The organism is Novosphingobium resinovorum, from assembly GCF_001742225.1.
GTDB classification, from domain to species: domain Bacteria; phylum Pseudomonadota; class Alphaproteobacteria; order Sphingomonadales; family Sphingomonadaceae; genus Novosphingobium; species Novosphingobium resinovorum_A.
On the sequence record NZ_CP017075.1, the window covers coordinates 2615532 to 2628590 of the forward strand.

At 68.5% G+C, this 13059-nt stretch carries 14 protein-coding genes; 8 read left to right on the forward strand and 6 right to left on the reverse strand.

All coding sequences use genetic code 11. The annotated features are described in order from the left end of the window. The first annotated feature begins 114 nt into the window (after positions 1-114). The 3 genes from flgE to BES08_RS12280 are packed head-to-tail and all read left to right on the forward strand — an operon-like array spanning position 115 to position 4503. Positions 115-1470, forward strand: coding sequence for a flagellar hook protein FlgE (gene flgE / locus BES08_RS12270; protein WP_069708458.1), 1356 nt, complete (start codon positions 115-117; stop codon positions 1468-1470). 23 nt (positions 1471-1493) lie between these two features. Beyond that, the gene (flgK, locus tag BES08_RS12275) at positions 1494-3590 is read left to right on the forward strand and encodes a flagellar hook-associated protein FlgK (protein ID WP_069708459.1); all 2097 of its coding nucleotides are present in this window, start codon (positions 1494-1496) and stop codon (positions 3588-3590) included. 4 nt (positions 3591-3594) lie between these two features. Beyond that, complete coding sequence (locus BES08_RS12280; RefSeq protein ID WP_008830459.1) at positions 3595-4503, forward strand: flagellin; 909 nt, start codon at positions 3595-3597, stop codon at positions 4501-4503. 232 nt (positions 4504-4735) lie between these two features. On the opposite strand, the gene BES08_RS12285 is transcribed toward BES08_RS12280, so the two are convergent. Then, complete coding sequence (locus BES08_RS12285; protein ID WP_069708460.1) at positions 4736-6499, reverse strand: hypothetical protein; 1764 nt, start codon at positions 6497-6499, stop codon at positions 4736-4738. Between the two features lie 5 nt (positions 6500-6504). Continuing rightward, positions 6505-6786 (reverse strand): hypothetical protein, encoded by a 282-nt coding sequence (locus BES08_RS12290; protein ID WP_008830461.1) that lies wholly within the window; start codon positions 6784-6786, stop codon positions 6505-6507. Positions 6787-6848: 62 nt separating this feature from the next. On the opposite strand from BES08_RS12290, the gene BES08_RS12295 reads away from it, so the two are divergent. Next, entirely contained in the window at positions 6849-7262 is a 414-nt protein-coding gene (locus BES08_RS12295) for a flagellar basal body-associated FliL family protein (protein WP_069708461.1), read from the forward strand. 111 nt (positions 7263-7373) lie between these two features. On the opposite strand, the gene BES08_RS12300 is transcribed toward BES08_RS12295, so the two are convergent. Genes BES08_RS12300 through BES08_RS12315 form a run of 4 tightly spaced genes read right to left on the reverse strand, consistent with a single transcriptional unit; the run spans position 7374 to position 9919 of the window. After that, the gene (locus BES08_RS12300; RefSeq protein WP_231957992.1) at positions 7374-7916 is read right to left on the reverse strand and encodes a MotE family protein; all 543 of its coding nucleotides are present in this window, start codon (positions 7914-7916) and stop codon (positions 7374-7376) included. Between the two features lie 25 nt (positions 7917-7941). Next, positions 7942-8439: a DUF6468 domain-containing protein gene (locus BES08_RS12305; protein WP_008830464.1), complete on the reverse strand. Its 498-nt coding sequence runs from the start codon at positions 8437-8439 to the stop codon at positions 7942-7944. Beyond that, positions 8436-9377, reverse strand: coding sequence for a flagellar motor switch protein FliM (fliM, locus tag BES08_RS12310; protein WP_069708462.1), 942 nt, complete (start codon positions 9375-9377; stop codon positions 8436-8438). The genes BES08_RS12305 and fliM overlap by 4 nt, the downstream gene beginning before the upstream one ends. Next, positions 9374-9919 (reverse strand): flagellar basal body-associated FliL family protein, encoded by a 546-nt coding sequence (locus tag BES08_RS12315; protein WP_037519534.1) that lies wholly within the window; start codon positions 9917-9919, stop codon positions 9374-9376. Before BES08_RS12315 ends, fliM begins: the two co-directional genes overlap by 4 nt. A 130-nt stretch (positions 9920-10049) precedes the next feature. On the opposite strand from BES08_RS12315, the gene BES08_RS12320 reads away from it, so the two are divergent. From BES08_RS12320 to flgH, 4 genes are all read left to right on the forward strand, one after another. Then, positions 10050-10793 carry a flagellar hook-basal body protein gene (locus tag BES08_RS12320; protein ID WP_008830467.1) on the forward strand — a complete coding sequence of 248 codons (744 nt, stop codon included), beginning with the start codon at positions 10050-10052 and terminating at the stop codon, positions 10791-10793. A 78-nt stretch (positions 10794-10871) separates the two neighbouring features. Further along, positions 10872-11657 (forward strand): flagellar basal-body rod protein FlgG, encoded by a 786-nt coding sequence (gene flgG / locus BES08_RS12325; RefSeq protein WP_069708463.1) that lies wholly within the window; start codon positions 10872-10874, stop codon positions 11655-11657. Next, positions 11657-12082, forward strand: coding sequence for a flagellar basal body P-ring formation chaperone FlgA (flgA, locus tag BES08_RS12330; protein ID WP_069708464.1), 426 nt, complete (start codon positions 11657-11659; stop codon positions 12080-12082). The genes flgG and flgA overlap by 1 nt, the downstream gene beginning before the upstream one ends. Positions 12083-12090: 8 nt before the next feature. Continuing rightward, on the forward strand, positions 12091-12867 hold the full coding sequence (gene flgH, locus BES08_RS12335) for a flagellar basal body L-ring protein FlgH (protein ID WP_008830470.1): 777 nt from the start codon (positions 12091-12093) through the stop codon (positions 12865-12867). Positions 12868-13059 lie beyond the last annotated feature (192 nt).

Genomic DNA, 13059 nt, shown 5'->3' on the forward strand with positions numbered 1-13059 from the left:
TCCCGCGCCCAAAACCACTCCTCCCCAATTCATCCTACAATGCCTGTGTCCGGTGCGTGGGTGCGCAGCCCCGCGACGCCAATATTGCCGCATGGACGGCACAGGAGACATGCAATGAGCCTCTATTCCGCTCTCTATGCCGGCGTTTCGGGCCTCAGCGCGCAGTCGAGCGCGATGGCGACCGTCGCGGACAACATCACCAACGTGAACACCATCGGTTACAAGGGCACTTCGGCGCAATTCCAGTCGCTCGTCACCGGCGGCAGCCTGACCTCCAGCTATTCGGCCGGCGGCGTCGCGGCGACGCCCAAGGCGCTGATCTCCAAGCAGGGCCTGCTGCAGGCCTCGTCGAGCCTCACCGACATCGGCATCGACGGCTCGGGCTTCTTCGTCGTGCGCTCCAGCGCCGACGCGAACGGCGCGATCGCCTATACCCGCGCCGGGTCGTTCACCACCGACAGCTCGGGCTATCTGCGCAACACCGCAGGCTACTACCTGATGGGCTGGCCGCTCGATACCTCGGGCAACTACGTCAACAACGGCAGCATGGACTCGCTGCAGCCGATCCGTCCGACCGCGCTGACCGGCGCTGCAGCGCCGACGACGTCGATCCAGCTGCGCGCGAACCTCGATTCCACGGCCGAGGCAGTGACCGGCTACGTCTCGGGCAGCATGGCGAACGGCACGACGACGCCGCAGTTCGCCCGCTCGATCCAGGTCTACGATTCGCAGGGCACCGCACACACCCTGACGATGAACTTCGTCAAGACCGGCGCGAACACCTGGCAAGCCGAGATCACCGGCAATTCCGCCGACATCGGCAAATTCAACGGCACCGACATCACCGCCCCGGCCGACGGCGCCGAAGGATCGCAGGTCCTGCTCGCCAGCGCCACCGTCAGCTTCAACGCCGACGGCAGCCTCAAGCTGACGACGCGCGATGGCCAGACCACCCCGGACCCGCTGTTCCAACCGCTCGACATCCAGTGGCGCAACCAGGCCGATTCCGAGCCGATCACGCTCGACCTCGGCGCGAACGGGCAGCTCAACGGCCTGACCCAGTTCGGCAGCACGTCCGCCCTGCTCTCCTCGACCATCGACGGCGGTATGCTGGGCACGGTGTCGTCGGTGAGCATCTCGGACACCGGCGTCGTCAGCGCAGTGTTCGACGACGGCACCTCGCGCCCGATCTACCAGCTGCCGATCGCCACCTTCCAGAACCCGGACGGCCTGACCCGCATCAGCGGCAATGCCTACATCGTCTCGCAGCAGTCGGGCAACGCGGCGATCAACGAGCCGGGCACCGTGGGCGGCGGCACCCTGTCGGCCAGCATGCTCGAAGCGTCCAACGTCGATCTGGCGGCGGAGTTCTCGAACATGATCCTGTTCCAGCGCGCCTACAGCGCCTCGTCCAAGATCATCACCACGGTCGACGACATGCTGCAGGAAGTGAGCAACCTGAAGCGCTGACGCCCTCGCTGTCCGGCTAGCCCGTGTCCATCAACTCGATCCTCAGCTCCGCGATCTCGGGGCTCTCCGCCTCGCAGGCGGGGATGCAGGTCGTCTCGACCAACATCGCCAATGTCGGCACCGTCGGCTATGCGCGCCAGACGGTGTCGCAGAGCGCATCGGTGGCGGCGGGCCAGGTCAATGGCGTGGTGGTGGGCGAGCCTTCGCGCGTGGCCGACAAGTTCCTCGAGAACGCGGTCTACAAGCGCGCGGGCACCGCCGGGCGGGCGGAAGCGGCGGCCAATTACCTCGACCGGCTGCAATCGCTGCTGGGCTCGCCCAGTTCGGCCAGCGGACTGACCGCGCGGCTTTCGGCGATCGCCAGCTCGGTCTCGCAGGTCACCGGTCTGCAGGGCTCGGCGGAGTCCGTCGCGCTGTTCACCGGCAACGTCGATGACACGATCGACACCCTGCAGGGCCTCCAGTCCGACGTCACCAACTTGCGCGCCGACGTGGAAAGCGAGGTCTCCGACACCGTCGACCGCGTGAACGTGCTGCTGCAGAAGATCCACGGCCTCAACGCCGACGTCTCGCGCCTGCAGGGCCTCGGCCTCAGCACTTCCGGCCCGGCAGACGAGCGGATGAGCGCGCTGCAGGAACTGAGCGGCCTCGTCGAAGTGAGCGTGCGCGAACAGCCCGATGGGCGTGTCACGATCGACACCGCATCGGGGCAGGTCCTGCTCGACAAGCGTCTGCGCCAGCTGAGCTATGCGGACCAGGGCGCCACCACGGCGCAGACCAGCTATTCGGCCATCGATATCCGCTTCGCCAGCGACAACGGCACGATGCAGGCGTCCACCGGCGAGACGATCGCATCCACCGCCGTCGGCGGCAAGCTCGGCGGCCTGCTCGACATGCGCGACCGCGTGCTGCCGGGCTTTTCCGAGCAGCTCGGCCAGCTGTTCACCGGTCTTGCCCAGACATTGAACGCGGTGTCGAACGCGGGCACCACCCTGCCCGCGCCTCAGACCCTGACCGGGCAGGCCAACGGCCTTGTCGGCTCCGACCGCCTCGGCTTCACCGGCAAGGCGACGTTCGCGGTCGTGTCGAGCGACGGGACGATGGTGGCCAAGACCACCGTGGACTTCGGCGCGCTTCCCGCAAACGCTACGGTGGACGACGCGGTCGCCGCGATCAACGCCGGGCTCTCGCCTGCCGCCACCGCCAGCTTCAAGGACGGCGTGCTGTCGATCAGCGCCGCTTCCAGCGCCAACGGCGTGGCCATCGCACAGGACGCAGAAGCGCCTAGCGACCGCGCGGGCGTCGGGTTCTCGCAGTTTTTCGGGCTCAACAACCTTGTTCGCTCGGGCACCAGCGGGCTCGTTCCTTCGGGCTTCACCGCCAGCGACCCGACCGGCTTCACTGCAGGCGAAACGACCAGGCTGGTCCTGCGCGATTCCTCGGGCAAGATCCTCACCAGCCAGACCCTGACCGCTGCTGATGGCGACACCTGGGGCGACGTCATCTCCCAGCTCAACGGCGGCGATCTGGCGAAATACGGCAGCTTCGCGCTCGACGACACCGGCCGTGTCGCCTTCACACCCAAGGTCGGCAATTCCGGCGCGACGATCGAAGTGCCGGTGGACAGCACCGACCGCTACGGCACCGGCTTGTCGTTCTCGGCACTTTCGGGCCTGACCGGCGCAGCGAGCGGGCTGTCCACCGCGCAAGTCTCGGCCGACATGCTGAACGACACCTCGCGCGTACCGCTGGCCCAGCTGCAGACGGGCGCGGCAGTGGGCGAGAAGGCAATCGGCGCGGGCGACATCCGCAATGCCACCGCCTTCGTCGATGCCCTCGCGGGGTCGGCGAATTTCGGCAAGGACGGCAAGGCCACCGTCACCGCCTTCGCCAACCGCCTGCTGGGCAACGTCGGCGCGCAGGCCGCTCTGGCGAAGACCACTTACGACGACGCCTCCGCCCGCCTGACCGATGCTGCGACGCGGCGCGATTCCTACTCCGGCGTCAATATCGACGAGGAACTGGCGCAAATGGTCGTGCTGCAGAACAGCTATTCCGCCGCCGCGCGGGTGATTAGCACCGCCTCGCAGATGTACGACGCCCTGCTCAACATGGTGTGATCCGATGACCCGCGTAGCCACCATTCCCCTCCAGCAGACCCTCTCCAGCGCCATCCAGCGCTCCCAGCAGAGCCTCGCCACCAGCCAGCTGCAACTGGCCACCGAGAAGAAGGTCAACGACTACGCCGGGCTCGGCCTCGATGCGGTTCGCACGCTGTCGGCCAAGTCGATGCTGGCGACGCAGGAGACCTACAAGACCAACATCAGCCGCGTCTCCACCACGCTCTCGCTCTATCAGGCGAACATCGAGGCAGTGGACAGCTCCATGAGCAGCCTGCGCGACGAACTGTTCAGCGCCGTCGGCACCGGCAATTCGCCGGGCCTGCAGGACATCATCAAGGACGCCTTCGGCGACTTGCGCAACGCGCTCAACGCCAAGGAGGCGGGCGTGCCGCTGTTCGCCGGATCGCAGACCGCGAGCACGCCGTTCGCACCGACTTCGCTCGACGATCTGGCGAACTACGATCCCACCACAGCCTTCACCAACGATTCCGTGCGCCTCTCCACCCGCGCGGGCGACGGGCTCGACGTGGACTACGGCATCGGCGCCAGCGACATCGGCAGCTCGCTGATCCCCGCCTTCCAGGCCCTCGCAGCCGCCGGTCCCTTCGGCGACACGCTGACCGGGGAACAGACACAGGCGATCAACGACGCGCTCGGCCTGCTCGACAAGGGGATCACGCAAGTCCAGTCGGCCAACGCGCGCAACGGCCGGATGCAGGCCAAGGTCGAGACCCTGAGCACCCGCGCCGACGACCGCGTGACGCTGCTGACGAACGTGATCGGTTCGGTGGAGGACGCAGACCTCGGGCAGGTGGCGATCGACATCTCGCAGCGGCAGACGATCCTGCAGGCGAGTTATTCGGTGTTCTCGCAATTGAACTCGATGTCGTTGGTGAACTTCCTCGGTTGATTTTCGCAGGGGTTTACCACCCCTGCACCCGGTATACCGTCGAGATCACGCGCGCAGCTTCGTCAGGCGCACTTGGCGAGGTAGCTGCTTAATATATATTACTTTTCGTCATCCCCGCGAAGGCGGGGATGACGATGGAGGCCTGCGGCGCAATGTAGGATTGAACCTGCTGCACGCGCAACGACGGCAGTACGGGGGTCTGGGGCGCCAAAGCTCTCTGGGTCCCTAGGACTCACTTCTTCCCCGCTTCCAGCAAATCCGCAAAATCCCCTGCCGGACTGGCCGAGGGAATAGCCGCCATGGCCTGCGCCAGCTTCCCCGGATCGACCGCCCCGGCAGTCCCGGTCAGCATCTCGAACACCGGCGCCGACGACAGCCCCTTGAACGCCCCCGCATAGCGCGCGTGGAGTCCGGAAAGCGCGTCCTCCCGCCCCAGCATCGCCTGCGAGATCGCATGGCGCAGCACTTGCGCCTGCGCCACCGGATCGAGAACACGCCCCTTCGGTAGAGCGCCCGCCGAGAACGCCGCATAGCGTGCCCAGTCGCGCCGCTGCCAAAGGATTTCCGCCTGCAGCGCCGAGGTTCCGGGCAAGTCCTGCAGCACTGCCAGAGCCTCGTCGGCACGGCCGACTTGCGTGAGGGCAGCCGCCTCGACGCGCTTGCGTTCGGCGATCATCGCGTCGGGCAGGCCGGGATCGTCGGTTTCGCGCAAGGTGCGCAAAGCCCGCCCGGGCCTGCCGGCAAGGATGTAGAGCCCCGCCACCCGCGCCGAAAGCGGCCCGCGGGCAAGGTCTCCGGCACGCTGCGTCAGCTGGTAGGAAAGGAGGTCCGCCGCACGCTCGTAGAGGCCCGCCTGCTGCAGCCGCGCGGCAAGCTGGCTCGCCATGAGGTCGCCCTCGGCGCCGTTCGGGGCGAGGTCGCGATAATCCCAGTAGAGCCCGGCCGCCTTATCCAGCGGCAGCTTGCGGGCGGGGTCAAGCGCGGCCGTCAGCTTCGCGCGCAGGCCGGGCAGGAACTCCGGCCCGAGGTCGGCGACATCGTGGAAGCGCACCAGCGCCGCTCCGGCGGACAGCGTCCCGGACAAGTCGCCGCGCGCGTCGGCAAGGCGGTAGGACAGGCGCAGCGCGCGTTCCTCGATACCGTCGCCGCGCCAGGAATAACGGATGGCGTCGACTTCCTTCAGCGCCGCCCCGGGGCGGATCGCGCCCCGGGCAACGTCGCCCTCCAGCTTGCTGAGGCGGGCGTCCATGCGCTCGACCGGGTCGCCGGACTGCACGACGCGGGCGAAGCGCAGGCGGGCTTCGTCGGCGTGGCCCAGCGCCTGCTGCGCACGGGCGCGCAGCAGGTTGGCGGCGGGTTCGCGGTCGGGGAGCCAGGAAAGCCAGTGCAGCGCCTTGTCCGGCGCACCGCCCTCCACACCCGCGCGCGCGGCGGCGAGGACGAACGGCGCGCCGCGTGGGCTGGCGAGTGCGGGTCCGGCGCAGTCCAGCTGCGCCAGCGCCTGCTCGGCAAGGCCCTCCTGCGCCAGCGCGCGCAGGCGCCACAGGCATGCCTCGGGATTGGCGCGAAGGCCCGGCATGTCGAGTTCGGCCATCGCATCCTCGGAGCGGCCGAGCTGCGTCAACGCCGCGCCGTGGGCCAGCCTCCACGCATCGACCATGCCGAGGTCGGGGTCGTCCTGCCGCATGACTTCCAGTACGCCCAGCGCTTCCGGCCCGCGCTCGGCGGCGATCAGGCTTCGAGCATAGTCCCAGCGCACCGCCTGCCGCTGCGGGTTCGGCGCGGTGGAGAGGCGGCGCCATGCCTCGGCCTCGGCCAGCGGGGTCCAGGCACCGACACCGGTAAGCGGCGGGCGCTGCGCCAGTTCGGCCGCGAAGCCCGGCAGCCGCGCACCCACGCCGGGGTCGAGCGTACCGTAGGGCAGCGGCGGCGCGCCGGTCGTACCGCACAACAGCGAGGCGCCCAGCACCAGCGCCGCGCCCGGCAGCAGCCGCATGCGCCTCACAGCGATTCCGCCGATGCAATGCCCGAGATCACCAGCAAGGCCCCGCCGATCGCACAGCCGACGAGGAACAGCACCAGCGCGCCGAACACCCACAAGAGGCTCCCGCCCTGCCGGGTCGGAGCCGCGAGCACAGCGGCAGCCACCGCCTCGGCGTCCTCATCCGGCCGATCGCCGCGACGGCGCCCCGGATTAACGCCGGGATTTTCCTGTGCGGACGCACCCTCGCCCTGGTTCGCGGATACCACGCGGACCTTGGCTGGACGCCGATCGCTGCTCATCTCAACGGGACTCCTCGAATTTCATCCTATTATAGAGGCGTCGCCCGCCCACCGGAGTTCGCATGCCCCGCTTCCGTTTCTTTGTTCCGGCCCTGCTGCTCTGCGCGGCACCGGCGTTCGCCGCGAACACCGATCCGCGCAAGGCGGTGGAACTGCCGCCGCCCGATCCCACGTTCCTGGCGATGGAGCAGATCGACGCGCCGATCGTCGATGGCGGCCGGGTGGACGGGGTGCTCCACGTCTCGATCACGCTGCAGGCGAAGACCGCCGACGATGCCGCCGCGCTCGGCAAGCGGATGCCGGAACTGCGTGCCGCAGCGCTCCCCGCCGCGATCGAGTTCGCCCGCCTGCGCGCCTCGCGCTTCGCGCCGGTGGATGTGGAACGTCTGGCGGGGATGATCGCGCCGTCAGTGAAGCAGGTGGACCCGGCCATCGACAAGGTCCTGATCGTGAAGGTTTCCGCGACGGAGCGGTGAGGTCGGGAACCGCTACTGCCCCATTCGTCATTGCGAGCGCAGCGAAGCAATTCAGGGCCGCGCAAATCGCCCTGGATTGCTTCGCTGCGCTCGCAATGACGAGGGGTGGGGTTACTTCCCCGCCTTCGCCACCGCAGGCACCACCTTGCGCCCGGCCAGCGCCATCGACAGCGCCACGGCGCCCTGCGGCGACATGTTCGCCATGATCTGCGCCGTCGCGCGTTCGCGCATGCGGGTGGCAACTTCGCGCTGGACCTCGATATCGAGCTTCTCGAAGATCGGCCCGGCCCGGTTCGGCTTCATCGTCTGGTAGATCCGCGCGAGGTTGTCGTAAGGCACCGAGGGCGCCCCTGCTCCGCCCCCTGCACCGCCTTGGGCCCCAGCCTTCGCGGCGGCGGCCTGTTGTTCCTGCTGCTGGCGCACCTGTCCCGCAAGCCGCGCCTCGCTGGCCTTCACCGCCTGCTCGCGCATTTCCAGCCTGCGCTTCTCGGCGGCCGAAGTGCTGTCCCGCCGCGCTGCCGAATCCTGCAGCGAGGCCCCGAGGCGGCTCGTCGGCGCGCCGCCGGCAATGTCCGCCGAAGCGGCAAAGGCGATGGCATTCGCCACCGCCGCCGCCGCCGCGACGCCCAGCATCAACCGGGTTGGCTTGGTCAAAGCCCTGATCATGCCACGCGCCCAGTCATGCTACCCGATTGCCGCGCTTCGAGGTCAGGTCGAACACGATGCGGCTGAGTTCGCGCGCCTCGTCCGCCACCGGCGCGGGCGCAGGCGCTGCGGGCCGCGTCTCCGCCTCGGCACGCAGCACCGCGTCGGCCTCGTCGCGCCAGCGCGCGGTACGACGACGCACGCCCGCCTCGGCCGCGCGCGCCTTGTCAGCGGCATCGACGATGCGCTCCGCCACCGAGTTGCCCACGCCGACCATTACCGAAAGCTCGTCACGCAACTCGCGCGAGGCTTGCAGAATCTCGCCCTGCGCCGCCGCGTCGGTGGAGAGCACGCGCTTCAGCTCCGCCAGCACCAGACGCGCCTGATGCGTGGCGTTGTCCAGCTTCTCCACCGCCTGATCGAGGTGGCCGTCGCGCAGCGCCCGGATGCGGCGGTCCATGCGGATCGCCTGCACCATGACCACAAGGCACATCAGCACGAGAGCGAGGTTGATCCCGGTAGCAAGCGTCATTTCGGATACCCCTTGGCGATGTCGGTGGCCATGCGGATGGCGATGTTGCTGGAACGCTGGCCGATGTGCGCGCGGCCCAGCGGCACCCCGCCGCAATGGACCTGCAGCGCGTCGTCCGGGCTGTTGCTGAGCGAGATGGTATCGCCCACCTTCAGCCCCCGCACGTCGCGCAGGGGCATCATCTTCTCGCCCAGCACCACGTCGACGACGACTTGCGTGTTGTAGAGTTCGCTCGCCATGTGGTCGGCCCAGATGCGGTCGCGGCCCGCCTTCTCGCCCATGAAGCGCTGCAGCAGCTTCTCGCGCACCGGCTCCAGCGTGGCATAGGGCAGCAGCACCGAGAACACCCCGCCGCGCCCTTCCATGTTGACCGAATAAGTCGCGACGGCGGCGACGTTGCTCGGCTCGGCGATGGCGGCGAAGCGCGGGCTCAGTTCCATGCGCTCCAGCCCCATGGCGACCGGTGCGATCTCCTCGAAGGCGCTGGCGAAGTCGTCCAGCGCCATCTGCACCACGCGCGAGACGAGGCTGGATTCGATGGTCGTAAAGGTCCGCCCCTCCGGCGGCAGCGAGCGCGTGCCGCCCCGCCCGCCGAGCAGCGCATCGACGATGCCGTAGATCAACCCAGCGTCCACCGTGACGACGCCGTAGCTTTCCCAGGGCTTGACCTGGAACACGCCGAACATCGCGGGCAGCGCGATGTTGTCCATGAAATCGCCGAAGCGGACCGAGGTGATCCGCTCCAGGTTCACTTCGATCGCGTCGGAGGTGAGGTTGCGCATCGAGGTTGCGAAGATCCGCACCATGCGCTCGCACACCACCTCGAGCATCGGCAGTCGCTCGTGGTTGATGACGTTGGATTCAAGGACTGCCTTCAGGCCCTTGCGCGGAACCGCCTCGCCATCGACGGCGGCGAGCCTGATGGGGTCGTCGCTCACTGCTGGATCAGGTCCTGAATGAGGATGTCGCGCACCATGCCCTTGCCGAGCGCCTCGGTGGAGCGGCGGATCATCTCCTCCTTTATGCGGAACACGGCGGCCGAACCGTTGAGGTCCTCGGGCCGCAGTTCGCGCAGGAAAGGCTGCAGCGCATCGAGGATCACCGGCAGGCGCGCCTTGACCGCGTCGGTCTTGCCGTCTGCGGCGACGACGACGAAGCGCAGCTTGACGAACTTGGCCTGAGCCCCGCCGCCACGCAGGTTCACCATCATCGGCGCGACTTCGATGTACGAGGCGGACGGATCGGCGTCGGCCGAGTGACCGCCCTCCCCGCCTTCTTCCGGCGCCGCCTCGGCCTGCTTCTCCTCGGCGTGATCGGGGCTGCCCTTCTGCATGTACCAGTAGACGCCGCCCGCGCCCGCCAGCATGCCGACCGCGACGACGGCGATCGCGATCAGGCGGACCTTGCCGCCCTTCTTCGCTCCGGCCTCATCGACCCCCGCCTTTTCGACCGACGTATCGTCGGTCTTTTCGTCGCTCACGTTCCGCGTACCCCGTTCGAAAATTCCCGCTTGCTTGTCCATGTGCGTCCGCGCGCGCGGTTTCAATCCTATATAGGGGATTAAGAGCCCTTTCCGGGTTCGCCCAAGATTTTTGCGAAAAGGTCCGCCGATGGACGTTTCTTCCTTCGTCCTCCTCAGCCACGAGCAGGCCCTGCGCCGCCAGCTGGACGTGGCCGCGAACAACATGGCGAACGTTTCGACCGCGGGATACAAGCGCGAGCAGGCGGTGTTCCACGAATATGTCGAGAACGCGCAGGAAGCCCCGGTGCAGGACGCGCGGAAAACCTCCTACGTGCTCGATTACGGGCAGGTCCACGACATCGCCCAGGGCGCGTTCCAGTCCACCGGCAACCCGCTCGACGTGATGATCGAGGGGCGGGGCTATCTCAACGTCGAGATGCCCGACGGCTCCACCGGCTACACCCGCGCGGGCTTCGTGAAAGTGCTGGAAAGCGGCGAGCTGGCGACCTCCGGCGGCCAGCGCCTGCTCGACGAGAACGGCCGCCCGATCGCCATTCCCGCCGACCAGCTGGCGCAAGTCTCAATCACCGCCGACGGCACCGTCATGGCGGGCCAGGACCCGGTCGGCCGCCTCGCGGTGACGGGCTTCGCCGACGAGAACATGCTCGAGGCGCGCGGCGACGGCGTCCTCACCGGCAGCGGCGGCACCGTGATGACCGCCGCCCAGACCCGCTTGCGCAGCGGCGGCGTCGAGGCCTCCAACGTCGAGCCGATTTCCGAGACCACCCGCATGGTCGAGGTGCTGCGCTCCTATCAGGTCAGCCAGCGCCTTTCGGCCGACCTTTCCGACATGCGCCGCAAGGCCATCGACCGCCTCAGCAGGATCGGCTGATCGATGCCACTGCCCGCGCAAAACCCTGTCCGTCATTCCAGCCCGACCGCGCCGCTCTAAGTCCGAAGGAAACCGCCCATGCGTTCGCTCTCCATCGCCTCGACCGGCATGCTGGCCCAGCAAACCAACGTCGACGTCATCTCGAACAACATCGCCAACATGAACACCACCGGCTTCAAGCGGCAGCGGGCGGAATTCCAGGATCTGCTCTACCAGCAGGAAACCCGCCCCGGCGCCTCGACCAGCTCGGACGGGACCAAGGTGCCTACCGGCATCCAGATCGGCGCGGGCGTGAAGACCGGCGGCGTCTATCGCATCACCGAGCAGGGCGCACTGACCAGCACCGGCAACCAGTACGACATGGCCATCGACGGCGAGGGCTATTTCCAGGTCATGCTGCCTTCGGGCGACCTCGCCTATACCCGCGCGGGCTCGTTCCAGCTGTCCGATCAGGGCGAGCTGGTGACCACCGACGGCTACCGCGTGCAGCCCGACATCACCATCCCGCAGGGCGCGGTGGCGGTCTCGGTCTCCAAGACCGGCGAGGTGCAGGTGAAGCTCGACGGGCAGGCGCAGATGCAGACCGTGGGCCAGCTCGAACTGGCCACCTTCATCAATCAGGCGGGCCTCGAAGCCATCGGCGACAGCCTGTTCCAGGAAACCGGCGCATCGGGCCAGCCCATCGTCTCGACCCCCGGCCAGCCCGGCTACGGCACGCTGAGCCAGGGCTTCATCGAAGCCTCGAACGTCAACCCGGTCTCGGAAATCACCGCGCTGATCACCGCCCAGCGCGCCTACGAGATGAACAGCCGCGTGCTCAAGACCGCCGACGAGATGCTCCAGACCTCGACGCAGACCGTCTGATGCTGTCGGCGTTGCTCGTCCTCGCCGTCGCCGCCGCGCCCGCGGGGGAACCCACGCCGGTGCTCGCCCGCACGGTGGAGCGCGGGGAGGTGCTGGCGCGCGCCGATTTCGAGACGCAGCGCGTCCCCGCCGCCGTCGCGCGCGGCGCCCTCTCCCCGGCCGACGCCGCCGGGCAGGAAGCGACCCGCCGCATCATGGCGGGCTCCGCCGTCCGCGCTGCCGACGTCGCCGCGCCGCGCCTCGTGCGGCGGGGGGAAAACGTGACGATCGCGCTCGTTTCCGGAGCCTTGCGCATCACCTCGCCCGGCCGCGCGCTTGCCGATGCCGGGCGCGGCGAGCCGGTGCGCGTCCTCAATCTCGCCACCAACCGCACGCTCGAAGGCACCGCCGCCGCGACGGGCGAAGTGCGCATCGCGCTTCCGTAGGAACCCTCATGAACAAGCGTCTCGCCGCCCTCACCTGCGCCCTTCTCTCGGCCAGCCTGCTGGCGGGCTGCGGCTCGGTCGGCCGCCTCAAGAACGTCGGAAAAGCGCCGAAAATGAGCGATCCCGGCGCCCCCGTGGCCCCGCGCATCGAACCCTCTCTGGGCAACCACGCGAGCGGCGATCGCGCGCCCGACGGCAGCGATCCCAAGGTCGCCGAGGCCGATCGCGGCGCCTCCCTCTTCCGCACCGGCGGCGGCGCGTTCTTCCGCGACCAGCGCGCCTCGCGCGTCGGCGACATCGTCACGATCCGCATCAACATCGCCGACAACGCCCAGGTCGCCAACAGCACCACGCGCACCCGCAACGGCAGCGAAGGCGGCGGAATTGCGGCACTTCTGGGCCTCGAGAGCCAGATCGGCAAAGTCCTTCCCGGCAACCCGGACCCGGGCAACCTCGTCAGCACCAATTCGAAGTCGAGCGCGGTCGGCGTCGGCAACACCACCCGGTCCGAGCAGATCAACATGACCGTGGCCGCCACCGTGATCGGCGTCCTGCCCAACGGCAACCTCGCCATTCGCGGCAAGCAGGAAGTGCGCGTCAACTTCGAACTGCGCGAACTGGTGGTTTCCGGCGTGATCCGGCCCGAAGACATCGCCCGCGACAACTCGATCCGCCACAGCCAGATCGCCGAGGCGCGCATCAGCTACGGCGGCCGCGGCCAGCTGACCGACGCGCAGCAGGCCCGCTGGGGCCAGCAGATCTACGACGCGCTGTTCCCGTTCTGAGGGGTACCTAACGGCACCCAACGGGGGTTTAAGGAGGGGCTAACCGGTACACAAGGGGTGCCGGAGCGGCGTCGAAGCACAGCACCCGTCATCCCAGCGAAGGCTGGGACCGCTGGCCGTGTACAGCCCCCTCGCGCTGAAGGGCTCCTCGGCAAGCTCGCGTCTAAAGACCGATAGCGGTCCCAGCCTTCG